19 protein-coding genes are annotated in these 26398 nt (G+C 37.3%); 12 read left to right on the top strand and 7 right to left on the bottom strand.

Features of this window, described 5'->3' with window-relative positions:
- Positions 1 to 14: 14 nt before the first annotated feature.
- Together aroC and prmB are read right to left on the bottom strand one after the other, a co-directional pair.
- On the bottom strand, positions 15 to 1106 hold the full coding sequence (gene aroC, locus ESZ26_RS04140; RefSeq protein WP_146798285.1) for a chorismate synthase: 1092 nt from the start codon (positions 1104 to 1106) through the stop codon (positions 15 to 17).
- Positions 1107 to 1159: 53 nt separating this feature from the next.
- Positions 1160 to 2104, bottom strand: a complete 945-nt coding sequence (gene prmB / locus ESZ26_RS04145) for a 50S ribosomal protein L3 N(5)-glutamine methyltransferase (RefSeq protein ID WP_146798287.1) — start codon at positions 2102 to 2104, stop codon at positions 1160 to 1162.
- Positions 2105 to 2385: 281 nt separating this feature from the next.
- Here prmB and smrB point away from each other — a divergent pair, with 281 nt between their 5' ends.
- Positions 2386 to 2943 (top strand): endonuclease SmrB, encoded by a 558-nt coding sequence (gene smrB, locus ESZ26_RS04150; protein ID WP_146798289.1) that lies wholly within the window; start codon positions 2386 to 2388, stop codon positions 2941 to 2943.
- 8 nt (positions 2944 to 2951) lie between these two features.
- Here smrB and sixA read toward each other — a convergent pair whose 3' ends face one another.
- Complete coding sequence (sixA, locus tag ESZ26_RS04155; RefSeq protein ID WP_146798290.1) at positions 2952 to 3425, bottom strand: phosphohistidine phosphatase SixA; 474 nt, start codon at positions 3423 to 3425, stop codon at positions 2952 to 2954.
- 218 nt (positions 3426 to 3643) lie between these two features.
- Here sixA and ESZ26_RS04160 point away from each other — a divergent pair, with 218 nt between their 5' ends.
- From ESZ26_RS04160 to ESZ26_RS04170, 3 genes are all read left to right on the top strand, one after another.
- Positions 3644 to 6427: an insulinase family protein gene (locus ESZ26_RS04160; RefSeq protein WP_146798292.1), complete on the top strand. Its 2784-nt coding sequence runs from the start codon at positions 3644 to 3646 to the stop codon at positions 6425 to 6427.
- Positions 6428 to 6684: 257 nt separating this feature from the next.
- Positions 6685 to 11313, top strand: coding sequence for an EAL domain-containing protein (locus tag ESZ26_RS04165; protein ID WP_146798294.1), 4629 nt, complete (start codon positions 6685 to 6687; stop codon positions 11311 to 11313).
- 186 nt (positions 11314 to 11499) lie between these two features.
- Positions 11500 to 11697: a hypothetical protein gene (locus tag ESZ26_RS04170; RefSeq protein WP_146798296.1), complete on the top strand. Its 198-nt coding sequence runs from the start codon at positions 11500 to 11502 to the stop codon at positions 11695 to 11697.
- A gap of 223 nt (positions 11698 to 11920) precedes the next feature.
- Here the strand turns inward: ESZ26_RS04170 and ESZ26_RS04175 are convergent, their stop codons facing one another.
- The 3 genes from ESZ26_RS04175 to fadI form a co-directional block, all read right to left on the bottom strand.
- Positions 11921 to 12121 carry a hypothetical protein gene (locus ESZ26_RS04175; protein ID WP_146798298.1) on the bottom strand — a complete coding sequence of 67 codons (201 nt, stop codon included), beginning with the start codon at positions 12119 to 12121 and terminating at the stop codon, positions 11921 to 11923.
- A gap of 171 nt (positions 12122 to 12292) precedes the next feature.
- Positions 12293 to 14437: a fatty acid oxidation complex subunit alpha FadJ gene (gene fadJ, locus ESZ26_RS04180; protein WP_223271569.1), complete on the bottom strand. Its 2145-nt coding sequence runs from the start codon at positions 14435 to 14437 to the stop codon at positions 12293 to 12295.
- A 59-nt stretch (positions 14438 to 14496) separates the two neighbouring features.
- Positions 14497 to 15804, bottom strand: a complete 1308-nt coding sequence (gene fadI, locus ESZ26_RS04185; RefSeq protein ID WP_070376076.1) for an acetyl-CoA C-acyltransferase FadI — start codon at positions 15802 to 15804, stop codon at positions 14497 to 14499.
- Between the two features lie 246 nt (positions 15805 to 16050).
- Between fadI and ESZ26_RS04190 the strand changes: the two genes are divergently transcribed.
- From ESZ26_RS04190 to ESZ26_RS04225, 8 genes are read left to right on the top strand one after another with little or no spacing between them, the layout of a single operon-like run.
- Entirely contained in the window at positions 16051 to 17016 is a 966-nt protein-coding gene (locus ESZ26_RS04190) for an AAA family ATPase (RefSeq protein WP_070376075.1), read from the top strand.
- 59 nt (positions 17017 to 17075) lie between these two features.
- Complete coding sequence (locus tag ESZ26_RS04195) at positions 17076 to 18104, top strand: DUF58 domain-containing protein (RefSeq protein ID WP_146798302.1); 1029 nt, start codon at positions 17076 to 17078, stop codon at positions 18102 to 18104.
- The gene (locus ESZ26_RS04200; protein ID WP_146798304.1) at positions 18092 to 18601 is read left to right on the top strand and encodes a DUF4381 domain-containing protein; all 510 of its coding nucleotides are present in this window, start codon (positions 18092 to 18094) and stop codon (positions 18599 to 18601) included. Before ESZ26_RS04195 ends, ESZ26_RS04200 begins: the two co-directional genes overlap by 13 nt.
- Positions 18598 to 19596 (top strand): vWA domain-containing protein, encoded by a 999-nt coding sequence (locus ESZ26_RS04205; RefSeq protein ID WP_146798306.1) that lies wholly within the window; start codon positions 18598 to 18600, stop codon positions 19594 to 19596. Before ESZ26_RS04200 ends, ESZ26_RS04205 begins: the two co-directional genes overlap by 4 nt.
- A 1-nt stretch (position 19597) precedes the next feature.
- Positions 19598 to 21547 (top strand): vWA domain-containing protein, encoded by a 1950-nt coding sequence (locus ESZ26_RS04210; protein ID WP_146798308.1) that lies wholly within the window; start codon positions 19598 to 19600, stop codon positions 21545 to 21547.
- 5 nt (positions 21548 to 21552) lie between these two features.
- Entirely contained in the window at positions 21553 to 23229 is a 1677-nt protein-coding gene (locus ESZ26_RS04215) for a BatD family protein (RefSeq protein ID WP_244947069.1), read from the top strand.
- Between the two features lie 59 nt (positions 23230 to 23288).
- Positions 23289 to 23804 carry a sigma-70 family RNA polymerase sigma factor gene (locus ESZ26_RS04220; protein ID WP_244947070.1) on the top strand — a complete coding sequence of 172 codons (516 nt, stop codon included), beginning with the start codon at positions 23289 to 23291 and terminating at the stop codon, positions 23802 to 23804.
- On the top strand, positions 23797 to 24510 hold the full coding sequence (locus ESZ26_RS04225) for a DUF3379 family protein (RefSeq protein WP_146798312.1): 714 nt from the start codon (positions 23797 to 23799) through the stop codon (positions 24508 to 24510). Before ESZ26_RS04220 ends, ESZ26_RS04225 begins: the two co-directional genes overlap by 8 nt.
- A 372-nt stretch (positions 24511 to 24882) precedes the next feature.
- Here ESZ26_RS04225 and putP read toward each other — a convergent pair whose 3' ends face one another.
- Positions 24883 to 26376, bottom strand: coding sequence for a sodium/proline symporter PutP (putP, locus tag ESZ26_RS04230; protein WP_146798314.1), 1494 nt, complete (start codon positions 26374 to 26376; stop codon positions 24883 to 24885).
- Between the last annotated feature and the right edge of the window lie 22 nt (positions 26377 to 26398).

Consider the following 26398-nt stretch of genomic DNA (forward strand, 5'->3'; position numbering starts at 1 on the left):
ATAATAAACACTACTTAGGCTTCAATATCAGGTGTCACACAAACCACATCAGCATTTTGTCCGCGGTGACGTAAAAAATGATCCATCAAGGTTAGCGCTAGCATAGCTTCAGCAATAGGAACCGCACGAATACCTACACAAGGGTCATGACGCCCTTTAGTTACTAGGTCAGTCGCTTTACCTTCTAAATCAATAGTTTTACCGCTAACACCAATACTTGAAGTCGGTTTCATCGCAATATTTGCAACAATACTTTGTCCTGATGAAATTCCGCCTAAAATACCACCACTGTGATTACTTGCAAATCCCTCGGGCGTTAACTCATCACGATGCTCAGAGCCTCTTTGATTTACAACAGCAAAACCATCACCAATTTCAACACCTTTAACGGCATTTATGCCCATAAGCGCATGAGCAATATCGGCGTCCATTCGATCAAAGATAGGTTCACCTAAACCAACAGGAACGTTAGTGGCTCGCACCATTATTTTAGCGCCAATAGAGTCTTTTTCACGAATAATACCGCGTAGTAACTCGTCTAAAGCTTCAAGCTTAGTTTCGTCAGGAAAGAAAAATGGGTTATTTTCGACAATATCCCAATCAATGTTAGTTGCACAAATATCACCTATTTGAGTGACACAACCTTGAATTTCAACATTAAACTTTTCTTTTAAGTACTTTTTAGCTACGGCGCCTGCCGCAACTCGCATAGCCGTTTCACGCGCTGACGATCTTCCGCCGCCACGATAGTCACGAATGCCATATTTTTGCCAATAGGTATAATCGGCATGCCCCGGGCGAAAACTTTGCGCAATATTACCGTAATCTTTTGAACGTTGATCGGTATTTTCAATTAACAGTCCAATCGGCGTGCCTGTCGTTTTACCTTCAAACACACCCGACATAATTTTAACCTGATCGGCTTCACGGCGGGCCGTGGTATAACGAGAAGTGCCTGGACGACGACGGTCAAGATCGTCTTGTAAGTCAGCTGCTGATAAGGCAAGACCTGGCGGACAACCATCAATAATGGCACCTAAGCCTAAACCATGGCTTTCACCAAATGATGTTACGGTAAATAATTTTCCAAAGGTATTGCCTGACATGAATAAATCTTCTCTCTATTATTTGAATACACGATTACGTTGAATAAGCTAAATTACTTTTGTTCAAATGCTTGCGTAAAACTGTTCTGATGTTTTGTTAACTGTTGCTTAGTCAACATAAACACTCCATGGCCACCATTTTTAAAGGTTAACCACGTAAAAGGTACGTGTGGATAAACATGCTCAACATGAATTTGAGAGTTACCTACTTCACAAATTAAAACACCGTTCTCATTTAAGTAACTCGCCGCTTGAGCAAGAATTTCACGAACAATATCTAAGCCATCAACTCCCGACCCTAAGCCCATTTCAGGCTCATGCAAGTATTCTTGCGGTAATGCGTCAACGTCTTCTTGATCAACATAAGGCGGATTAGTTACGATTAAATCATAACTTAGCCCTTCAACCCCAGAAAAAACGTCAGATTGAATTGGAATAACTTGTTCTGTTAAGCCATGATTTTCAATATTAATTTGTGCAACGTTTAATGCATCAATAGACAAATCAAGGGCATCAACCTCTGCTTCAGGAAATGCTACCGCACAGGCAATGGCAATACAGCCACTTCCCGTACATAAATCAAGAATACGCTTAGGTGGATTATCTGATGAAAAATGGGGTGAAAAATGTTGTTCTATTAATTCACCAATAGGAGAGCGTGGTACTAAAACGCGTTCATCAACATAAAAGGGTAAACCAACAAACTGCGCATGATTGGTTAAGTATGCCGCTGGCAATTGTTCAACTATGCGTCGTTCAATTAAAGCCAGTACGGCTGATTTTTCAGCTGATGTTAAACGGCAATTAAACACTTGTTCATTTAACTCTACCGGCAAGTTTAAAGCGAACATCACTAAAGTTATCGCTTCATGCCAAGCATTATTAGTACCGTGACCAAAAAACAGCTCTGCTTGATTAAATTCACTGGTGGCAAATCGTAAATAATCACCTATGGTATGCAGTTCATCCTTAATCGGTGAAAAATCAACTTCGTTCACATTTACTCTCTTTATTTAACAATTTTATAAGGGGCACTATACCCATTAAATTTATTAATGGTTCAAATTTAAATGAAGATAAATTTTCAAGAACAAGACGCTTAATTAACTAATAGTTGGCTATTGGGATTAAAAACAGCGTTGTTTTTGGATATTTAGACCATTAAAATTGATCATTTGCTTAATTTGATTAGTATTATAACCTTTTGCTTGTTATTGCCCACAGATGTTTTTAGAATTTGAATTGTTTTCCCTCTTAAAGTAAGAATGTAGTTTCTAAGATGAAATTTAAAGATGCATTAACCCCCGATGAGAAAGATTTATTTATGCAAGCCATTGGCAAAGTAAAGCCAATTGTTCAAGATAAAATTGCGCCCATTAAAAAGCAAAGCAAAAATCAATCTTTACATCTAGGGAAAGACAAAGGGAATGCGAAGAAAAAACAGCATGCTGAGTTTTATTTTTCTGATGAGTTTGAACCAAATTTAAACCAGCAAGGTCCGATGAAATATGTACGTAAAGATGTTGACAGCTTTGAAGCTAAAAATTTAAGACGCGGTCAATACGCACCCGATTTAATTTTAGATTTACATGGTTTAGATCAGAAAACAGCCAAGTTAGAAATTGCCGCACTGATGTTTGCTTGTAAAAAAGAACATGCTAAGTGTGTCTGTATTGTACACGGCCTAGGTTCGCAGGTGCTAAAGAATAAAGTCCCACATTGGCTAGTGCAACATCCTGATGTTATGGCTTTTCATCAAGCACCACTTGAGTGGGGTGGTAATGGTGCATTATTGGTGTTAGTTGAACTTAACGATCGCTTTGCTGATATTATCTAACCAAAGCACTAAAAACTGGTCGGTGCTGTATGTGAAATTAACTGCCCTTTCGCCGCACTGATATCGTAATCAATGACTGCAATAGAGGCGGTTTCAAATAACGGCGCATGCTGACCACAAGTAAACTCCTCAACTAAATAACAGACCAAGGGCATATGTGAAACAATCAGTACATTGGCCTGTGGATTATCAATAAAAGCGACATCGATATAATTATGCATTTGTTTAGCTGAGTCTTCTGGCGTTATAAATTCAAGCGTAGTTAAAGTGGTTGCAGTCGATAAGATGTTTTTTACAATTTTTGCGGTTTGTTGAGCGCGAACATAAGGGCTAACAAAAATAGCATCAAAGTGCTGTTTTTGATCAACCAATTTCTTTGCCATAATTTCAGCTTCATCTTGACCGTCGGAAGTTAATTCACGACTTAGATCAGAAGGAGCTATTGATTGAGCTTGACCATGTCGCATTACAAATATTCGCATAAATTTTCCAAATAACATCATTTTTTCAAACCGATGGTATTTTAGCCCTTATTTCAGTCTATAGTATAGATAATTAATAGATAAATTAAGAATACAATAGACTCTAGTTAATGCTTCAGGTAATTTAACTAGATAATTAAAATAATCTTAGAAACAAACGCTTACCTTTCCAGTGTTCGTCACAAATGAGGTTGCTGCAGTGTTTGCCGGAGCAGATATTGAAACAAAGCCCAAATGACAACAAACAATATAAAACCTTAACTTTAGCTAATGGCTTGCGTGTTCTCTTAGTTCACAACGAACAAACCAATAAATCTGCTGCAGCATTAGCGGTAAATGTTGGCCATTTTAGCGATCCCAATGATCGTGAAGGTTTAGCCCACTTTTTAGAGCACATGCTGTTTTTAGGCACTAAGTCTTATCCTGACGGTAGTGAATATCAAAAGTATATTAGTCAACATGGGGGCAGTAACAATGCATGGACGGCAACAGAACACACCTGCTTTTTCTTCGATATTCAACATAAACATTTTCCTTTTGCCTTAGATCGTTTTAGCCAATTTTTTATTAGTCCATTGCTTTCCCAAGAATTTGTTGAAAAAGAGCGCCAAAATGTCGACGCTGAGTTTAAACTTAAGCTTAAAGACGATATTCGTCGCCTGTACGATGTTCACAAAGAGACTATCAATCAAGCTCATCCGTTTTCGAAATTTTCTGTTGGTTCAATTGATACACTAGCTGATAGAAAAGAAAGTGATTTAACAACCGAAATACGTGACTTTTTTCAGCAACATTATCGTGCAAATATAATGACACTTGTTTTAGAAGGCCCCCAATCACTTGATGAGTTATCGCAATTAGCAACGAGTAAATTTACCGATATAAAAGCTGCAACCTCTTCCCCTACAACCATAAATACACCGTTATATTTACCCGAACATCAACAAATAAAAATTAATGTAAAACCAGTAAAGAACGACAGACAACTTATTGTTAGCTTTGCAATGCCTAGTATTGATCCCTACTACCGTAACAAACCAGAATCTATTTTGACTTATTTACTGGGCCATGAGGGTAAAGGTAGTATATTGTCTTATCTTAAAAAACAGCGTTGGGCACTTAGCTTAACGGCTGGCTCTGGTGTAAATGGCTCAAATTTCAAAGATTTCAATTTAAGTATTTCGCTTACAGAATTAGGTGAGTTGCATATTAACGAGATCATCAGCGGTATTTTTTCCTATTTAAACTTAATAAAGAGTGCCCCGATAGATGAGTTTTATTATCAAGAAAAGCAGGCAATCGCTAATTTATCATTCAATTATCAAGAAAAACTAAAACCGCTAGACTCTGTTTGTCAGTTAGTTATTAACATGCAGCATTATGCCCCCAAAGATTACATTTACGGTGATTACATAATGGACGGTATGCAACAACAAGAAATCAACTTGTTGTTGGACTATTTATCAGCAAGTAATATGCGTGTTGTTCATATTAGTGCGAAAAATGAGTTTGATAAAAATAGTTTTTGGTACCAAGTTCCTTTCAGTATTGAAAAATTAACGCCACTGCAAATTAAAAATTGGGAAAATGAAGCAATATCCACCGATTTTTCTTTACCGCTGAGCAACCCCTATATCGTTAAAGATCCGAAAATTCATTCGTTTCAGGCTGTTGTTAAGCAAGATAAAAACACACCCGATTTAATTGAAAAAATTGATGGTTTATCGGTATGGTTTAAACAAGACAGCACTTTTATCGTACCCAAGGGCTACATTTACATTGGCATTGATGCGCCACTAACGATAAAAGACAGTAAGCACATCGCAATGACACGGTTATTCGTTGATTTATACAGTGATGCGGTTATTGAACAGCATTATGATGCTGAACTAGCCGGAATTCATTACCATTTGTTTTCGCATCAAGGTGGTATCACCCTACAACTTTCAGGTGTTAGTACTAAACAAGACAAATTACTCGAGCAATTATTGATAAGTTTAGTCACCGAGAACTTCATCGAAGAAAAATTTGAGTTATTTAAAAAGCAATTAATTAATCATTGGCATAACGCGCAAACCAGTAAATCTATTTCACAATTGTTTTCAATTCTTAGTTCAACGATGCAACCTAAAAACCCAACAAGTAGCTCACTTGCTAATGCTCTAGAAGACACTTCCTTTGAGGAATTTATCGCCTTTAGAAAACATCTCTTTGACGAAATAACCATTGAGGCGTTAATGCATGGTAACTGGTTAACTGAGCATGCACTGAAATTTAGTGAACAGTTAAAATCAGCGTTTAGTCATCAGTACTCAGATAAGTATGCCGTTAATGTACCTGTCCTTGATATTGAAGGCCAAGGTGACATTCACCTTCCTTTACACTTACCTGAGCATGATCATGCTGCCGTAGTTTATTATCCATTTGCCGGTAAAGATTTAAACACAATAGCGATAACGATGATCACCAGCCAAGTATTATCTCCGCTATTTTTTCAAGAGATGCGCACTGAAAAACAATTTGGTTATTTAGTAGGAGTTGGCTTCATTCCGATTAATCGTTACCCGGGTATCGCTTTTTATATACAATCACCACACGTTGATGCCGATGTTTTAGTAAAAGAAATAAACGAATTTATTAGTAGAGCACAGGAAAATCTAACCCTTTTATCTGAGCAAGATTGGCAGCATATTCAACAAGGTTTGGCGAGCCAATTACAAGAAAAAGACTCAAGCTTGCGCATAAAGAGCCAACGATTTTGGGCCGCTATTTGTAATAAAGAAACGAATTTCGATGAAAAACAACAATTAATTAAAGTTATTTTATCATTAACCATTGATGATATTAGTCGTTTTTTTGCTCAACAGCTTTTAGTTAATAATAATTATGATCGTATTACCTTAGCGAGTTACCAAGAGAACATCGCGGAAAATGATAAAAAAACATTGCAGCACAATGAAAAGATTGAAAAAAAATTAAATAATTGTCAAAGAAAATACTAAGCCTGCCGATAAAACATCAGGGCTAATCATATTAACTTATCTAGGTATATTATTCATATAAAGGTAAATAAGTTGACTTAGCCCTAGCCATGATTTTTAATATGGCTTGATGCAATATGAATAACAAAAATAATAAAATTGCTTGCTTAGTTTATACCGTTCAAACGGTCCAATAATTCATTATAAATATTTTTTCTATTTTATATTATGAATGGTGTAAATAAGCCTAATTAAAGCTGCTATCCAAGGTCGTATTTGTGCTTAATTTTTTTTATAAAACTTATCCAGTAAAATTTCAACAGTTCTGCCAAGCTTTCTTTTTATTCATTTTCACCATGGTATTTACCATTAATCTGGCCGCTGCCGGTGAAACATCTACCGAAAGTCTTATTACGGCAAACACTTCTTTGTCAAACCAAGCCGCCTTAAAATTTAAGCACTTATTAACCGCTGATGGTTTAAGCCAAAACAACGTCTTTGATATTACCCAAGACAATGATGGGTTTATTTGGATAGCAACCGAAGATGGCCTCAATCGATATGATGGAAAAAACTTTGTCCATTACCGAAGAAAGTTAGGTGATCCAACCTCTATTGCCAATAACTTCATCCGTAAGGTTTTTGTTGATCAGTCAGGAGTGCTTTGGGTGGGAACCCAAAAAGGCTTAAGTAAATATAATAAGCAATTTGATAATTTTGAAAATCATTATCACCAAAAAGGTAATAGCGAAACATTGATTGATAATTTTATTTGGGATATCTATCAAGATAAAAAAAATAATATTTGGGTTTCTACTGAGAATGGCATTCAAAAATATAATAAAGAAAATAACTCTTTTACAAAAATTAGAATTCATGGTTTTGAAGACAAAATAAAAGCGATAAAAACTATTTATCAAGATTTAAAAGGAAATTTTTGGTTAGGTAGTTACGACAACGGTATTTTTTTAGTTAACGAAGACCTAAATTACTCGGAATCCTTACAAAAAGAAAATAATAAGTGGCATATTACTATCCCTGCCAATTCATTGTTCGAGATGAAAGAAATTAATGGTGAATATTGGTTAGCGACAGATGATGGCGTTTATGTATTAGATGAAAACTATAATTTAAATGATAAATACCACACAAGTCATCCAACTAATAAAATAATTTCAGATAAAGTCAGGAGCATAGTCAAAGCTGATGACTCAACAGTTTGGCTTGGTACCGAAGATGGTCTAAATATTATAGACCTAAACTCCAAAGCTATAACGACCTATCAAAACAATCAAGAATCAAGCAGTCTGTCAAAAAACAAAATTCTTAAGATCATCAAGGATGTTACTGGAAAGATATGGTTAACTACACACGGTAGAGGTGTAAATGTTTTTTTAAATGCATCTCTAAATTTTAAGCACTATTCAAATGGAGTGTTAAATGGGTCAATTGACTTACTAACTGAATCAACAGATGGAAAAGTTTGGTTTTACTCTGAAAATTTAGGTTTGAATTATCTAAATAGCGAAGTATCAGGTAATTATATAGATGCACTTAAGGGAAAACAGATCTACCAGTTAAAATCCGATAATAAAAATAATTTATGGATAAATACCTACTCACATGTTAATTCAATTAATAACTCAGGAGAGTTGTTTACATATAACGTTTACTCTAAAGAAACCAAGAAAATCAAAGGCTGGGAAACAAAATCATTTTATGACCAAAAATATCCTTTCCAAGTTTTTAAAAATAACATTTGGTTTATTGATGTAAAAGGTATGCTAGTTTCATACAAAATATCGACAAATGAGTTTAATCGATATCAAGCTAGAGACAACCAACGCTTAACAACTCTGCAAATCGATAATGAAAATAGTATACTTTGGGCTATTTCATCAAAAAACCAGTTAATATCTTTCAACTTATCAACTAGCCTATACAGTAAAGAAAATTTTAATTACCATGATATTAAAGGTATTAGAAATCTAACGACAATTGAAATCAACAATATAAAGTCTTCTAACTCCTGGGTTTGGCTTACTTCTAAGCAAGGTGTTTTACTTTATAATAGAGAGAAAAAGACAACAACTTATTATAATGAAAATAACAAATTATTAAATAACTCAATTGAATCAATTTTATTAGACAATAAGGAAAATGCCTGGATTTCGGCTAATGGAGCGATATCTTTAATTAATCCCACAACACAACATGTTAGAAACTTTAGTAAGGATTTTCATCTTTCTAATATTGAGTTTATAGAACGTTCCTCTTTAAAAACAAGTAATAACGAGTTTTTTTTTGGCGGCAGTAATGGTGTACACAAGTTTTCCCCACAAAAAGCAATACAAATAATCCAAGGACTAAATCCTCCTCAGTTAACTAACTTACTTATCGCCAATAAGAAAATTAGCGTTCAAGAGGCACCTATTAGTGAAAATAAATTTCTATTAAGTAGACAACTGAGTCAGTTATCCCTCTTAACCTTAAAGCATGAACAATCACCCTTTACTATTGAGTTTATTTCGCCAAATGCAAAATATCCAGACCAAATTAGTTACCGTTATCGTTTATTAAATTTAGAAACTGATTGGATAGATGCAGGTAAAAATAATTACCGTGCCACTTACACCAATTTAAGTGCTGGTGACTATATTTTTGAAGTTGAAGTTTATGATTTATTAGATACCGTTCCTAGTAAGAAGAGTACGCTCAATATTCATATACTAGCGCCTTGGTGGCTTTCAAAAACTGCAATCATAGCTTATACGCTACTTTGCTTTTTATTAATTGGTTATGTAATTCAACAAATGCGACATAAACGCTTATTTCACTTACAGATTCAAAAAAGTGAAGAGCGTTTGAAACTTTCACTGTGGGGCAGTGGCGATGAAATGTGGGATTGGAATATAATCACCGGCAAAATATATCGCTCAAATATTTGGGGGATTTTAGAGTTCCCACAAGATGGTAAACGTAACGTCGGCTCAGACAAAACCAATATTAACGAACATGATATCGCGCGAGTTCGTGATGCAATCAACGACCATTTTGATAACGACACCGATCATTTTGAAGCGACCTATCGTGTTAAAAACAAAGATGATAAATGGATATGGGTGCTAGATCGCGGCAAGATAGTAGAGCGTGATGAAAAAGGCACTCCAACCCGTATGACAGGTACTCTAAAAGATATAAGTCGCATAAAGAAAGCCGATGAACGTTTAAAGTTATTTGCCAAGTGTATCGAGAATATCTCAGATGCAGTTGTTATTTATGATCGCGCTTTTAATATTGTTGATGTCAATAAATCTTACCAACGCATCACCCAAAAAACACGTAAAGAAATGCTTGGTATAACCTTAGACTTTGCCCAATATCCAAAAAGTTTCACCAAAAATGTTAAAAAGCACTTAATCACCAAAGGCAGCTGGCACGATGAGATTGAAAGTAAACGTGATAACGGCGAAAAATATTTAACTGACCTCAATATAGATGTAATACTTGATGAGAATAAAAGTATTTCGCATTTTGTTGGTGTATTTTCTGATATAACTAAACGTAAAGAAACAGAAGAAGAACTACGTAAACTAGCCAATAGTGATACCTTAACGGGTCTACCGAATCGTTCATATTTTCAAGCCAATCAAACCCTATTGGTCGATAAAAAAGCGCCTCATGCCTTACTCGTATTTGATTTAGATAATTTTAAAAAAATTAATGACTCAATGGGCCACGAAGTTGGTGATGTCCTTTTATGTCAAGTAGCGAAAAGAATGCAAGCCGTTGGCAGAAAACAAGATACGGTTTATCGCTTAGGTGGCGACGAATTTAGTATAATTATTGAAAACACTAATGATATCCATACGATCACCAGTATCGCTAAAGATGTGCTAACCACCATTGCTCAGCCGCTGAAACTCAGAAACCAAGAAGTAGTATTATTTAGTAGTTTAGGTATTGTGCTTTACCCAGAAGATGGTATATCACCACAAGAGTTACTAAAAAATGCCGATACGGCGATGTACCATGCTAAAAATAATGGTGGTAATAAATATCAGTTTTTTAATGACTCAATGAATAAAGCGGCGGTAAAACGCTTACAAATTGAAAGCTTAATACGCCATGGTTTAAAAGAAGACTCATTTTCTGTTTTCTATCAGCCTAAAATTGAAATTTCTACCGGTAAAGTGGCCGGTATGGAAGCGTTAGTCCGTTTTGAAACCCCTAAAAAAGGTATCATTAGCCCAATAACCTTTATTCCTATCTCGGAAGAAACTGGCCAAATAATAGACATCGGCGAAATTGTTTTAAGAAAATCTTGTTTCGCTACTAAAAAATGGGTTGATGCCGGACTATTTAATGGCCGAGTAGCAGTTAATCTATCAGCTGTGCAATTTACCCAGCCTAATTTGGTCGGCATGATCGCCGACATTCTCAAAGAAAGTCAATTACCAGCGAAGTACCTTGAGTTAGAAATAACGGAGGGCACGGTCATGGACTCACCTCAGAAAGCCATTGATATTATGTTACAAATTCGTGCCATGGGTATTCATCTATCGTTAGATGATTTTGGTACTGGCTACTCGTCACTCGCTTATTTAAAAAAGTTTCCACTTAACACCTTAAAAATAGACAAAGCTTTTGTTGATGATATTGAAGAGTCAGAACAAGGTCGTAACATGGTTGCAACTATAGTAACCATTGCCCACAACTTAGGCATGCAAGTAGTAGCAGAAGGGGTCGAAACCAATAATCAGCTGAGCTTCCTTTCTGGCTTGCGCTGCGAGCAACTACAGGGGTACTTGTATAGTAAAGCTTTACCTGAAGGAGACTTTCAAAAGTATCTACTCTCTTATCAAATTACCAAAGCATCGACCAATTTTGGTAAAACGTCATTTTAATGCCATATTCAAGCTTTATAAGCTGTTAGAACTCATTTGCAGCAGACAAAATTTTGACAAGCGTAGTTCCCCTATAAAAACCATCATAAAAGCCTTATTTAATAAGGCTTTTATGATGGTTTTTACTTTCTGGCACGCTACGTGCTTTAGCATAGATGAAATTAATAATAAATTAAGGAAATTTGAATGCTTAGCTCACTTATTTTGTCTTTGGCAATGTCTACTTCGCCAGCACCTGTTATTGAATCTGATTCGCTAATGATTAATGAGATAGGCAAATCTCATGGTAAAGTTCGTATCGGAAAGTCTCACGGTAAAGTTCGTATCGGAAAGTCTCATGGTAAAGTTCGTATCGGAAAGTCTCACGGTAAAGTTCGCATCTAGGAGTTAAAAATGATCAACTTATTTAAAGCTCTATTTGTAACAACTAAAGCAAACCCTATTGCTGCTAGCATTGAGATTAAAGAAATGCCGGCCAGCAAGTGGTGGAAGTAAAAACCATTGAACAACAGTTTTCAATGGTTAGTTTGAAGAAAGGCACTGTTTGCTACAAGGAATGTAGCTGTCTTATTTTACCTAGCTTGGTAAAGCACCATTAACTAAAATTCTAAGCCTTTAAAATTAAAACATTAAAGCCAAACAATTCATTCACCTTCATGCGTTTCTTCATACAGAACATTGGCCAAATAAAAGGCCCAAAAACCAATCCTGCACATGCCCAGCGCTTTAAACCTAAGCCACTACGTAATGCCTGACAGTAAAAAAACATCGAACAAACAACACTGATAAACCCTAAAAGTAACACCATAATATTTACCGCTAAACAGACTAAAAGATTGGCTAAAAATTTATCGACGAAATATAACTAATTTAGAGTATTTATTCAACTTATTTTCAAGGGAAAATAAGCATAAAAAAAGAGGCATCAAATTGCCCCTTTTGTCGTTAAATTGCCACCGAGGTGGCATAAAATGGCCAGTTACGAATAATATTTATTACCTGTTTCAGCCATGGTAATTAATGCTTGGCAAGGTTTGAAGCGTTCACCTAGCTCATTGCTCCACAGGTTTAGCTTATTGACAATCATATCCGCGCCTAGGGTATCAATATAGTGAAATGGTCCGCCTAAGAAAGGTGGGAATCCGATACCGAAAATAGCGCCTATATCGCCGTCTCTAGCATTACGAATAATACCTTCATCTAAACACCTAGCGGCTTCGTTCAACATCATAAAAACACAACGCTGAACCAGCTCATCATTCGTTTTTTGATCCTTAATGATAATATTTAATAAAGGATAGACAGATTCATCAACAAGTTTTTTGGTGACTTTTTTACCGTTTTTATCTTTATAAAGGTAAAAACCTTTCTGCACTTTTTTACCTAAACGTTTATCGGCAATAAGTTTATTAAATGCTTCTGGTGCAGCAAAGCGTTCGCCTAATTCAGCTTGTAAAATAGGGCCAATTTTAGCGCCTATATCTATACCTACTTCATCAAGTAATTGTATGGGACCAACCGGGAAGCCAAACTTAACCAATGCTTTGTCTAACTTACCAATCGATTCGCCTTCGAGTAATAACAAGGCGGCTTCATTCATGTAAGGCGCTAATATACGATTAACATAGAAACCTGCTTTATCTTTTACCACTATCGGCGTCTTGCCTTGTTTTTTAGCAAAAGCGACTGTCGTTGAAATCGTTTGATCAGAGGTTTTTGAATGTGCAATGATTTCGGCCAATGGCATTTTATCTACCGGAGAAAAATAGTGCAGTCCAATAACATTTTCAGGGCGCAAAGCTTTTGCTGCAATTTGTCCTATAGGTAAACTGGAGGTATTGCTCGCAAAAATAGTGTCTTCAGCACAAATACTTTCCATGTCATCAACCATCTTTTGCTTTAATGACAAATCTTCAAAAACAGCTTCGATGACCATATCTACATTTTTAAAACCGCTATAATCGACACAACCTGTGATTTTAGCCAATTGCTTTTGCATTTCACTTTTTAACATAAAGCGACGTTTAACTTTTTTGTTGAGTATGTCATAACCATATTTCATCGCATGGCTGATCCCCTGCGGCGCAATATCTTTAATACGTACATCAACATTAGCTTTAGTTGCACTGACAAAAGCAATACCTCCGCCCATTAAGCCGCCACCTAAAACGCCAATTTGGCTAATAGGTCTAGCATCAACACCTTCGATGCCCTGCTCTTTCTTCATGTCGGTCGTGGCAAAAAATATTTGTCTTAATTGAGCTGATTCAGGTGACATAACGAGTTCACCAAAATGATCCGCTTCAGTTTGGTAACCACTGACCGATGACTTTTCGATACCACTGCGTACACAATCAATAATTTTAAGCGGTGAAGGATAATTCCCTTTGGTTTTAGCTAATACAGATTTAGTCGCCTGATTGAAAATTATTTTTCGGCCAACAGCGTTACCTTCCAGTGCCTTATCTAAAACACTTACCTTGCGTTGACTTTTTTTAATCTGACTCGCCTTACCTTGTGCTGCTAGCACTAAGTTTTCGGCAGCAGAAATTAAAATGCTGTTTGGCACAACATCAACAACCAAGCCCATCTTCAACGCTTGTTTCGCGCGCAATTGCTTGCCTGTTAGCATCATATCTAATGCTTTTTGAATACCAACCAATTTTGGTAAACGCTGCGTACCTCCACTACCCGGTAACAAGCCTAACTGTACTTCAGGTAAACCCAAGGCTGTTTTGCCATTATCACTACAAATACGAGCATGACACGCCATAGCAAGTTCAAGTCCACCGCCTAGGCAGGCACCATTAATAGCAGCGACAACAGGAATTGAAAGATTTTCAATCTGATCAAAAATCATTTGTCCATTGCGAGAAAGAGCCGTTGCTTCACTTGCACTTTGACAGCTCGCCAGCATATTAATATCTGCGCCAGCAACAAAAGAATCTTTTTTGCCACTGATTAAGACAATACCTTTAATCGTATTGTCATTACGTATTTCTGTTAATACCTCATCAATTTCCTCAGAAAATTCAGCTTTTAAGGTATTCATGGATTCGCCAATTACGTCCATCACTAAATGAGCAATGCCATTGTCTTGGCGAATTAATGTAAAGGTACTCATATTGTTACTCTCTTGTTTAAGCGCTTTATCGTTTGCTTGGTTGTTATTAAGTGAAGTCATTAATCAGTCTCCACTATCATTGCAGCGCCTAAACCACCAGCAGCACATGCGGTAGTTAAACCAGTACCACCACCTCGACGATTTAACTCATTAAGGGTTTGTACAATTAAACGGGTACCTGTTGCGGCAAAAGGATGACCATAAGCTAACGAACCGCCCATCACGTTAAATTTAGCCATATCAATATCACCAATCGCTTTATCTTGACCTAATTGCTCGCGGGCAAATTTCGTACTGGCAAACATTTTCATATTAGCAAGTGCTTGTGCTGCAAAAGCTTCATGCATTTCAATTAAATCTAAATCTTTTAATTCCATACCGGCACGCTTAAGTGCTAATGGCGTCGCATAACTTGGCCCCATAAGCATATCTTGCCAAACATCAATGGCAGCAAAAGCATAACTTTTGATATAACCAAGTGGTTTATAACCTAATTCTTTTGCACGCCCTTCACGCATTAAAATAATGGCAGAGGCGCCATCTGTTAATGGTGTACTGGTTGCTGCAGTCACTGTGCCGTGTTTTCTATCGAAACAAGGACGTAATTTTTTATAACTGGCAAGTTCTGAGTTCTCACGAATACAGTTATCTTTTTCAATAAAGCTTTTATAAGGTTCACTGTAGGCGGTCATTACCTCGCCCGCTAACTTACCTTCTTGCCAACTCTTTGTGGCTAAAGTATGCGAACGGTGCGCTAATTCATCTTGAGCTTCACGAGATATATTATGGGTTTTGGCCATCTGCTCAGCCGTTTGCCCCATCGATATACCGGTTGAATATTCTGCAACGGCAGGTGGAACTGGCATAATATCTTTTAGGCCCAACTGACGGATTAATGATATTTTTTGACCCAAACTTCTCGCTTTACTTAAATCAAGTAAGATACGTGCAAACTTTTTCGACACACCAATAGGCGCAACTGATGAAGAATCAGCACCACCAGCAATACCCACATCAACATAACCTGCCATAATAGCTTCAGTTACATTAACCGTTGATTGAAAGCTTGTTGCACAAGCTCTTGAGACACTATAGGCATCGGTATTCACATTCATACCGGTACCCAATACAATTTCACGGGCAATGTTTGGCGCTTCAGGCATTTGTACCACTTGGCCAAAAACCAATTGATCAATAATAGTAGGGTCAATATCATGCTTTTTTAGCAATTCATTAACGACAATTTTTCCTAAATCTACTGCTGGTACACCATGAAAAGCGGTGGCTTGTTTTGCAAAAGGTGTTCGCAACCCAGCCACTACAGCGATGCGTTCTCCGTTTCGAGTCGTTAAATTCATTTTTGTCATGTCTTACCCTTCTATCGTAATATCTAATTTTATCGTCTTCAAACCAAGAGGTCTGACCACTTATTGATTACTTTATTCTAACCTCAAATGAAATAAATACAACTCCCAGCTAAAACGTGAGCGATTCATTCGAAAATAAATTGTTAAAAATCATGTCAAATTGTAAAAACTCCTTGTTTTATGCTACCTGAACCTTATATATATACTCACAGGTTTAACAATAAAAACAAGTAAGTGGTAGTTAGCATGGCAATTGAACATTTTTCATCTTTAAAAGAATACTTATCTCAACAAATTATAGGTCAACACGCCCTTGTTGAAAATTTACTTATTGCATTACTTGCCAATGGTCATCTAATTGTAGAAGGTCCTCCCGGCTTAGCAAAAACTCGTGCCGTAAATGCATTAGCTGAAGGTATTGAAGCTGATTTTCATCGTGTACAATTTACCCCTGATTTATTACCTGCTGATTTAACCGGCACCGATATTTACCGCCCTGAAGATGGTACGTTTGTTTTTCAGCCAGGACCTCTTTTTAGAAATTTAGTACTCGCTGATGAAATCAACCGAGCGCCTGCAAAAGTACAATCGGCTTTATTAGAAGCAATGGCAGAGGGACAAATTACTGTTGGTCGTAATACCTATCCACTCCCTGATTTATTTCTGGTAATGGCAACACAGAATCCTATTGAACAAGAAGGTACCTATCCACTACCAGAAGCGCAATTAGATCGTTTTTTAATGCATATTGAAATTGACTATCCCGATGCGGTTAGTGAATTAGCTATTTTAAAACTCAATCGCGGCGAAGCACTTCAACACGGTAAAGAAAGTAAAAAACCGGTAAAAGAAATATCACAAAGTGATATTTTTGCCGCTCGAGACCAAGTGATGGAAATTCATATGGCACCGGCGATTGAAAATTATATTGTTGATTTAATCATGGCAACGCGTACCCCAGAAAAATATGATGACCAATTAAAAAAATGGCTCGCATATGGTGCTAGCCCAAGAGCAACTATAGCACTTGACCGATGTTCTCGCGCTCGAGCTTGGTTACATAATCGTGATTTTGTTAGCCCTGAAGATGTACAAGCCGTATTCCACAATGTATTACGTCACCGTATTTTACTGACTTACCAAGCAGAAGCTGAAGGTATAAACAGTAATCAACTTCTTGATCACTTACTAAGCTTAGTCGCTGTTGCTTAAATAGCGTTAATCGCCTTAGCAACATCAAATAATGAACGATCAATCTTGTAAGTAAATTTATGTGGCTTAATCAAAAAAAAGTACAAAACCAGCAAGGCATCACAAGTCTGCTCAATAGTGTTTTAAGTAATGGTATCGAATTGTCTATCGATGAATTAATTCAATACCAAAACAAAACCAGGTTAATTGATCTTGCTGCGCGTAAAAGTCAGCATGGCCAAATGTCGGGTAATTACCTATCTCGGAGTAAAGGACGAGGTATGGAGTTTGACGAAGTACGCCATTATCAAAATGGTGACGATATACGTGCCATCGACTGGCGTGTAACAGCTAGAACAGGTAAAACTCATACCAAAATCTTTCGAGAAGAAGTTGAGCGGCCTGTACTCGTGGTTACCGACCTCAGTAGTTCAATGCTTTTCGGTAGTCAGCTTTTATTTAAATCAGTACAAGCTGCACACTTAGCGGCATTGGTGACTTGGCATGCAAAAGGACGAGGCGATAGAGTTGGCGGTATTGTTTTTAACCAACATAAACATAGTGAATTAAAACCGCGCAGTCGCAAGCAAGGCGTGCTTCATTATTTATACAGTTTAGTTGAAACTCATCAGCATACCTTATCTATTGAACAGCAAAAGCACGCAGAACCTTTATCCATTGAACAACAGCATGACTCTGCCAATGCTGCTTTTGAAGAGAATTGTGCACGACTAAGGCAACTTGCTCGACCCGGAAGTTTGGTTTATTTAATCACCGATGGTAATTATATTAGCCAAGAAACTATTCGCCACTTATCGCATATCAGTCGTCATTGTGAATTGGTTGTTTGTTTGCTGAGTGATCCGCTCGAGCACGACTTACCTAATAGTAAACATAAGATGAACGTAACGGTAACCGACGGAAACTCGCGACAACAATTATTGATCGGTGATAAAAATGCCACTCAAAATTATCATCAACAAGCCAATGAACGAGTTCAACTAAAAAAAGATTTATTACTTAAAGCAGGCGCCCGAGTTTTACACTTCTCAGCGGGCCAAACTTTAGAACAACAATTAACTGACGGAGTCGCCTCATGGAAGCGTTAAAACAACCGTCTGAGCAATTAGCTCAATTAAAAGATATTCATCTGCCTGAGCAAATTCATAACTATCCTCTCGCTTACGGCTGGTGGATATTACTGACTTGTTTATTGTTAACACTAATATTTGTCGTCATAAAGTGGCAAAAACACCGTTCCTTATGTCAGGCTCAGAAACTAGCATTAGCCAAGCTTGAAAATACTGATAATAATGACGAAATAATTACCTTGCTAAAATGGGCAGCTTTTCAATATTTCCCACGTAATCAAGTTGCCTCGTTACATGGCAAGCAATTAGAATACTTTTTTATCAACACGTTGGCGACTAAACAACAAGACAAGTTTCAACGCTTATCTGCTCAACAGTTTATTAATAAATATCAACCGACCGAAAACTCATCAAATGAAACCTTAAAGGAAGCCGCTCACCTTTGGCTGAGTCAGGCAATACCTCCAAAGGTTTTAAAGCAAAAAACAGTCATAAAACATGAGATAACAACATGATCGATTTATTATTACCTTGGGTGCTTTTGGCGCTGCCAATACCTTTAATCATGTATTTATTACCCGCTAAAAATAAAAATCAAGCGGCGGCATTGAAAATGCCGATCTTAATTCAAAATACTTCCAGCCAAACTTTTTCAGCTAAAACTAAAAAATCTCCACGAATTTTTTTTCTACTAATTTGGAGTTTAATGGTTTTGTCTGCCAGTCAGCCGCAATGGCTCGGTGAAGCAGTAAATGTGCCCACCGAAGGACGCGAAATGATGATCGCTGTAGATCTGTCAGGCAGTATGCAAGTAGAAGATATGCAAATAAATGGCAGTACAGTTAACCGCTTAGACATGTTAAAAGTATTATTAGGCGAGTTTATTGAACGTCGCACGGGTGACCGTTTAGGTCTTATTCTTTTTGGTGATGACGCTTATATGCAAACGCCAATGACCTTTGATAGAAAAACAGTACAGCAAATGCTGGATGAAGCCGTATTAGGTTTAGTTGGTAAACAAACGGCGATTGGAGATGCTATTGCCTTGGCTGTAAAGCGCTTCGATGCAAAAAAACAATCAAACCGTGTGTTATTACTCTTAACCGATGGCCAAAATACAGCAGGTAAAATAACCCCCGAACAAGCATTAGAGCTTGCGGTAGCAAAAAACATTACTATTTATTCAGTGGGTATTGGCGCCGATGTCATGATCCAAAACTCTATCTTTGGTAAGCGTCGCATTAATCCTTCCAGTGAATTAGATGAAGAGTCGTTGCAGCAATTGGCTAGTGAAACTGGTGGCTATTATTTTCGGGCACGTGACAGTAAAGATATGAGTGAAATATATCAATTACTCGATGCACTAGAACCGATAGAGCAAGACCAACAACAAATGCGCCCACTTACCGCATTATTCTACTGGCCTTTAGCAGCGGCATTATTGTTATCATTTCTTTATCTACTTTGGGTGAACCTACCCACTATCACATTAAAAGGAGCGAATACTTAAAATGGCTGACTTTCACTTTATTCGTCCTTGGTGGTTATTAACCATCATTGCCTTAGTTTTTGCGTTAAAACTACTTAAAAAATACCGTTTAAGCCAGTCTGGCTGGCAACAACTGCTGCCACAACATTTAGCAAGCGTTTTAGTTGATAAACAAGATAGCCAGCAAAAGTTGTCACTTACCTTACCTTTTATCATAGGTTTATTGGTAATTGTTGCTTTAGCCGGACCGACGTGGAAAAAACTGCCACAACCGGTTTATCAACTAGCTCGCGGGTCTGTGTTGATCATGGACATGTCGTATTCAATGTACGCTACTGATATTGCCCCCAATCGATTAACAAGATCACGTTACAAAGCAATTGATTTACTGGAACAATTAAATGAAGGTGAGATAGGCTTAATCGCTTATGCCGGGGATGCTTTTACCATTAGTCCTCTAACAGACGACATTAACAACATTAAGTTGTTATTGCCGTCTTTATCGCCAGAGCTAATGCCAGAGCTCGGCAGTAACCCTCTAGCTGCACTCACGCTCGCTCACGATATGCTCGTTAACGCAGGTCATAGCAAAGGTGATATATATTGGTTTACTGATGGCATCGATAATTATGATATTCAAGACATCACCGACTGGAGTAGAAGCAATAATCATCGTTTGAATATTCTAGGTATAGGCACAACCGCTGGAGCGCCAATAAAGCTTAATAATGGTGAACTGATGAAAGACGCAAGTGGTTCTATTATCGTCCCTAAATTATCCATATCAGCCTTAAAAGGGGCAGCAAAAAGAGGCCGTGGTTATTACGCTACACTCGCTAACAATAATAGTGATATTCAACAGTTAGTTCACCAACCCAATGATATTGAAGAGCAACAACAAAAAGAGTCTTCAAATACTGGTGATCAATGGCAAGAAGCTGGACCTTATCTATTATTATTAGTCTTACCTTTGCTATTACCCTACTTTCGTCGCGGCCGATTACTGGCGATATTACCAATAATATTATTAATAACACCGGCAGATAAAAGCTACGCACAAAGCACAATATTACCCAGCGCAATAAAACCAAAGACAGTGGTAACAAAAGAGCCTCTTACAACCGAAAAGGTAACGGATGGGTTTTGGAACAATTTGTGGCAAACCAAAGACCAGCAAGGACAAAAACAGTTCAACAGTGAAGATTTTCAGCAGGCCGCAACTAGTTTTGATGATTCATCCTGGCAGGGTAGCTCTTATTATCGCTCTGGGAATTACGAGCAAGCATTAAAAGCATTTCAACAACAAGACACTGCAGAAGCTCTATATAACAAAGGTAACGCCCTGGCGCAATTGAAGCGCGTTGATGAAGCCATTGAAGCGTTTGAACAAGCGTTACAAAAAGATCCTCAACATCAAGATGCAAAAGCCAATAAAGCTTATCTTGAAGAGTTAAAAAAACAGCAAGAGCAGCAACAAAAAGACCAAGAACAGAACAAAGAAGAAAACAACGACAAAAACCAAGAGCAGCAAGAACAAAAAGATCAAGAAAATCAGGGGAAAGATCAAGAACAGCAGAACAGTGACGATCCAGCTCAACCGAGTGAGTCAGAACAACAAGGTGATGAAAAAGAAGCAGATAACGAAGATCAATCTAAACAAGAAAAGTCTCAGCAAGAAAAAGAGCAAGAGCAAGAAAAAGAGCAAGAGCAAGAAAAAGAGCAAGAGCAAGAGCAAGAAAAACAAGCTAAAGAAAACGAAGGTAAAAAAGATGAAAAAAACCAACCAGAGCAAACACCGGCTCAGCTTCGTGCCGCGGAACAATTAGCAGAAGAAACCGAACAAAAACACCAACAATTACTCAATAAAGTAACTGATGACCCTTATATGTTACTGAGAAACAAAATGCAGCTCGAATATCAAAAACGCCGTAATACTCGTAGTAGTCGTGCAAAAGGAAAAAAACAATGGTAAAAATAATGACGTCAACAATAATAGCCATATTAACCATTTTGCTCAGTAGTACGCTTTTTACCAGTAATGCACTTGCGGCAAGTCAAGTTAGTGCCACTATTGATAAAAATCCTGTCGTGGTTAACGAATCTTTTATTTTAAAAATCACCATAGATGATGATGTCGACACTAACGCGTTAAATACCACAGCCTTATTAAAAGACTTTATTGTTGGCAGAACATCGGTGAGTTCTCAAACCAGTATGGTCAATTTTAAAACGACACAAACAACAACCTGGAGTACTTTACTGCTAGGTAAGTCAGCAGGCAATTTTATTATTCCGCCCTTAACCATCGCAGGCATAAAGTCTCAAGCAATAGAAGTAAAAATATTAGCTGAAAATGATCCCCTCGCTGACAAACAACAAGATATCTTTATCAGCACAGAAATATCAACTAAAGAAGTCTATGTTCAACAACAATTAACCCTAACAGTAAAGCTGCACTTTGCTGCGGAATTAAAGCGTGGCAGTTTAACCGAGCCGACCTTAGAAAGCGCCAGTATTACCCAAATTGGAAAAGATAAAGAAGAAGATACTATTATTAATGGACGTCGCTATCGGGTTATTGAAAGAACTTATGCAATAAGCCCTAAAAATAGTGGTGAATTTACTTTAAAATCACCAGTATTTTCTGGTGAAATTTTAGTACCCTCAACGCGAAGAAATAACATGTTTGGTTTTTCAGAAACTAAACCAGTTAGTGTCATTGGCGATGAAATTCAACTAGTGGTACGTCCTATCCCTGAAACATTCCAAGGAACATGGCTACCAAGCAACTTACTCGCTATTCATCAAGATTGGCAACCTGACCTAGCTACTTTTAAAGTAGGCGAGCCTATTACACGCACAATCACCTTAACTGCGGCAGGGTTATCTGAGGAACAATTACCGTTACTTGAAATGGCTGTACCAAAAGGCTTAAAAGTATATCCAGACCAAGCCCAATTACATACAGGCATGAGCAGTGGCCACTTGGTTAGCCAAAAAGTTAGAAATTTTGCCATCGTTGCTAGTAAGCCCGGAGAATATCAGCTACCAGAAATTAGTATACCATGGTGGAACACAGTCACTAACCGTTATCAAGTAGCCACTATTGCTGCTCAAAAAATCACAGTTTTACCTAATAGCGAACTTGAAGTTGCCCCTGCTATAATCAAAAATGAACAAAATAAAGTGCTAGTTCCAGCTAAGACAGTAATTATTACTCAGGCATCCTGGCTACAGTGGCTATTTTTAGCTTTATGGTTACTTACTGGTTTAGCGTGGTTTATTAGTACAAAGATCACTAGGTCAACAGCGGTAAAAATAGCTAAAGGTGATAATAAAAATAATAATGCCTACTTATCTTTGTTAGCCGCCTGTAAAAAAAATCAAGGTTTGGCAGTGCTCTCGTTAATTTCGCCTTGGATAAATACCTTACAAATAAAAGCAGGAAAAAAAATAACAGCGACACTTGATGATGCGTTAATCGAGATAAATAATAATAAATTTCAAAACGAAATAGAGTTATTACAACAATGTTATTATGGAAAAGAGCAAAAAGATTGGCAAGGCAATACCTTAGTCGCCTTAATTCAAGCTATTAATAAGCATGGTTTAAAAGTGAGTAAAACTAACGTTTTATCTCTGAACCCAAGATAAAAGTGAAATGATTTTTTTAAAAGCGAAATAAAATAATGTCAGCTCAGGTCTCTTACAACATGGCAACAAAACAAGTTAGATACGAAGCACTCGTTAAAGCTTTGCATGGCGATTTATTCCGTTATGCTTATTGGCTTTGTCACGACAAACATGTGGCTGAAGACCTAGTGCAAGAGACATTTTTACGGGCATGGCGAGCTTTAGATTCATTGAAAGATGAAAAAGCAGCTAAGTCATGGCTGATCACAATTTTACGCCGGGAAAATGCCCGTCGTTTCGAACGTAAACGCTTTGAAATGAGTGAATATGAAGAAGCCGCTATTACCGATACTAAATCAACGAGTAGCGAACAAGAAATTGAAAACTATTGGCTACGTGAAAAAATAGCACAAATGCCAGAAGAATACCGAGAGCCACTAGTGTTACAAATTATTGGTGGTTTTTCGGGTGAAGAAATAGCTAAACAGCTCGATTTAAATAAGAATACCGTGATGACAAGATTGTTTAGAGCGCGTAATCAATTAAAAGAAGCTTTAGATAATACTCCCAAAGTTAGAGGTCAGTACAATGGATGATTTGCAATTTAGACGTCGTATTTATGCAGATCCAAATACACGTGATGAAGATATGCTTGCTGCAATACACAGTGATCCCGCCAAGCAAAATTTTACACAAGAACTTGAAAGTTTGGACAATAAACTCTTTCAGGCGTTAAATATTGAAGTACCGAGTGGCTTAAGTGATAAACTTATTTTACGTCAAACAATGGCAAGTCATCAGCAACAAAAACGAAAAAGTCGTGTTCGTCTTGCATTAGCCGCATCTATTGCCTTTGCGATGGGGTTAACCATTAACTTTATGCAGTTTTCTAGTGCCTACAGTAACTTAGGGGATTATGCCATCGCTCATATTGTCCATGAAGAAGGCCATTTCTCTAACACTTCACCGGTAAATGTAAGTTTAGACTCATTGAACGAAAAAATGGCGACGTTTCAAGGTAGCTTTACTGCTGATATTGGAAAATTAATGTTTGCTGACTATTGTCGGTTTGATGGCATGAAAAGCCTGCATTTAGTGTTCCAAGGAGCGACAAGTATGGTTACTGTGTTTGTTGTTCCACATAATGAAGACCTTGAGTTTACCGCTAATTTTACCAATGATAAATTAATAGGAAAATCTCAGCATTTTAAACACAGCAATATTATTGTTGTCGCTGATAAAAATGAATCACTGGTACAATGGCAAACAGCGATTAATAAAAATATTAGCTGGTCTACTTAAGCAATAACAAACATTGTTATGCAACTTCTTATATCCTCTTACTTCGTCGCGCATGAAAACATCGCGACGAAGCTTTTAATCCCCTCTGATTAAAACGCTATTATCCAGAAACTAAAATTAACATGCTGATTATTGAATCGTCACACTAAACTTGTTTCAGTATCTAATACAGACATCACAAACAACAAATACCGAAATCGTCATGCTGAACTCGTTTCAGTATCTAATACGGACATCACAAACAACAGATCTTGGAATAACATATACGCTCCTCGCATAGATGCCACTACGTTATACCGTTCATCCTGAACATAAAAAGCCCGTTATTGAATATCAATAACGGGCTTTTATTTGAGCGAGTTTACAATAATATTAATCGATATTGTGTTGCTCAATCATCTCATCAAACATTTTTTCAACAGATTCATCAGGTGCTGCGGTAATGTTACTCACCACAATAATCGCGATTGTTGAAAGAATGAAGCCTGGAACAATTTCATACATCACTGAACTCAATAATTCACCACCAACAGTTATTGGTACGTAAATCCAAATAAGAACCGTTATGGCACCCGTTAACATACCTGCTAACGCACCTTGTTTATTCATTTTCTTCCAGTAGAGACTTAGGATAACTAAAGGTCCAAATGCAGCGCCAAAGCCGGCCCAAGCATTACTTACCAAACTTAAAATAGAACTATTTCGGTCATAGGCTAAAGATATCGCAACAATAGCAACTAACAACACAGATAATCGGCCAACAAAAACAAGCTGCTTATCAGTAGCGTCTTTATTAAGAAAAGCTTGATAAAAATCACCCGTTAATGAGCTCGATGTCACCAATAATTGAGAAGAAATGGTACTCATTATTGCGGCTAAAATAGCGGCCAACAAAAAGCCAGAAATAAGAGGGTGAAATAAGACTTGAGAAAACAACACAAAAATAGTTTCTGGATCTGTTAATTCAGTACCTGTTTTTGCAACATACGCAATACCAGCAAAACCGGTTGCCATCGCACCACAAATTGAAACGATCATCCAAGTCATGCCAATACGACGAGCAGCAGGTAAATCTTTAACCGAACGGATTGCCATAAAGCGTACAATGATATGCGGCTGGCCAAAATAACCTAAGCCCCACGCCATCGCTGAAATAATCGCTAGCGCACTAACGCCATTGAACATGTTAAACTTTTCAGCATCAATGGAGTGAATGACATCATTCATTGCTTGTACGCCACCAATGTCGCTTATTACCACAAAAGGCACCAGTACAAGCGCAACAAACATAATACACCCTTGCACGAAATCAGTAAGGCTTACCGCTAAAAATCCACCAAACATGGTATAAAGTACGACAACACCTGCAGTAACGTAGAGTCCTGCTTCATAATTTAAACCAAAAGAACTTTCAAATAATTTACCACCAGCAACAATGCCTGATGAGGTATAGAGCGTAAAAAAGACAATAATAACAATTGATGAAACTACGCGCAGCAAATGGCGCTTATCGTTAAAACGATTTTCAAAAAAATCAGGTAAAGTTATTGAGTCATTTGCTACTTCTGTATACGTTCTTAAACGAGGCGCAACAATTAAGTAGTTAAAATATGCACCGATCACTAAACCTACTGCGATCCAAATGCTACTTAAACCTGTAACATACATGGCTCCAGGTATACCCATTAGCATCCAGCCACTCATGTCAGAAGCGCCGGCAGAAAGTGCTGTCACTGAAGGACTTAAATTGCGCCCACCTAGCATATAACCTGCAGCGTCACTGGTTGATTTTTTATAGGCGTATAAACCTATACCGATCATTACAATAAAATATAAACCTAAAGAAAATAACGTACCAAATGCCAAATTAACCTCCGAAAATATTATT

It is taken from the genome of Colwellia hornerae (assembly GCF_007954355.1).
GTDB classification, from domain to species: domain Bacteria; phylum Pseudomonadota; class Gammaproteobacteria; order Enterobacterales; family Alteromonadaceae; genus Colwellia_A; species Colwellia_A hornerae.

Bases quoted from the DNA above. Each gene is read 5' to 3' on its own strand.
- ESZ26_RS04225 (WP_146798312.1), top strand. From the start codon at position 23,797: ATGGATGATTTGCAATTTAGACGTCGTATTTATGCAGATCCAAATACA.
- ESZ26_RS04190 (WP_070376075.1), top strand. From the start codon at position 16,051: ATGGCAATTGAACATTTTTCATCTTTAAAAGAATACTTATCTCAACAA.
- fadI (WP_070376076.1), bottom strand. From the start codon at position 15,804: ATGACAAAAATGAATTTAACGACTCGAAACGGAGAACGCATCGCTGTA.
- fadJ (WP_223271569.1), bottom strand. From the start codon at position 14,437: ATGAGTACCTTTACATTAATTCGCCAAGACAATGGCATTGCTCATTTA.
- ESZ26_RS04220 (WP_244947070.1), top strand. From the start codon at position 23,289: ATGGCAACAAAACAAGTTAGATACGAAGCACTCGTTAAAGCTTTGCAT.
- ESZ26_RS04170 (WP_146798296.1), top strand. From the start codon at position 11,500: ATGCTTAGCTCACTTATTTTGTCTTTGGCAATGTCTACTTCGCCAGCA.
- sixA (WP_146798290.1), bottom strand. From the start codon at position 3,425: ATGCGAATATTTGTAATGCGACATGGTCAAGCTCAATCAATAGCTCCT.
- ESZ26_RS04195 (WP_146798302.1), top strand. From the start codon at position 17,076: ATGTGGCTTAATCAAAAAAAAGTACAAAACCAGCAAGGCATCACAAGT.
- ESZ26_RS04215 (WP_244947069.1), top strand. From the start codon at position 21,553: ATGACGTCAACAATAATAGCCATATTAACCATTTTGCTCAGTAGTACG.
- ESZ26_RS04175 (WP_146798298.1), bottom strand. From the start codon at position 12,121: ATGGTGTTACTTTTAGGGTTTATCAGTGTTGTTTGTTCGATGTTTTTT.
- ESZ26_RS04205 (WP_146798306.1), top strand. From the start codon at position 18,598: ATGATCGATTTATTATTACCTTGGGTGCTTTTGGCGCTGCCAATACCT.
- smrB (WP_146798289.1), top strand. From the start codon at position 2,386: ATGAAATTTAAAGATGCATTAACCCCCGATGAGAAAGATTTATTTATG.
- ESZ26_RS04200 (WP_146798304.1), top strand. From the start codon at position 18,092: ATGGAAGCGTTAAAACAACCGTCTGAGCAATTAGCTCAATTAAAAGAT.
- aroC (WP_146798285.1), bottom strand. From the start codon at position 1,106: ATGTCAGGCAATACCTTTGGAAAATTATTTACCGTAACATCATTTGGT.
- ESZ26_RS04210 (WP_146798308.1), top strand. From the start codon at position 19,598: ATGGCTGACTTTCACTTTATTCGTCCTTGGTGGTTATTAACCATCATT.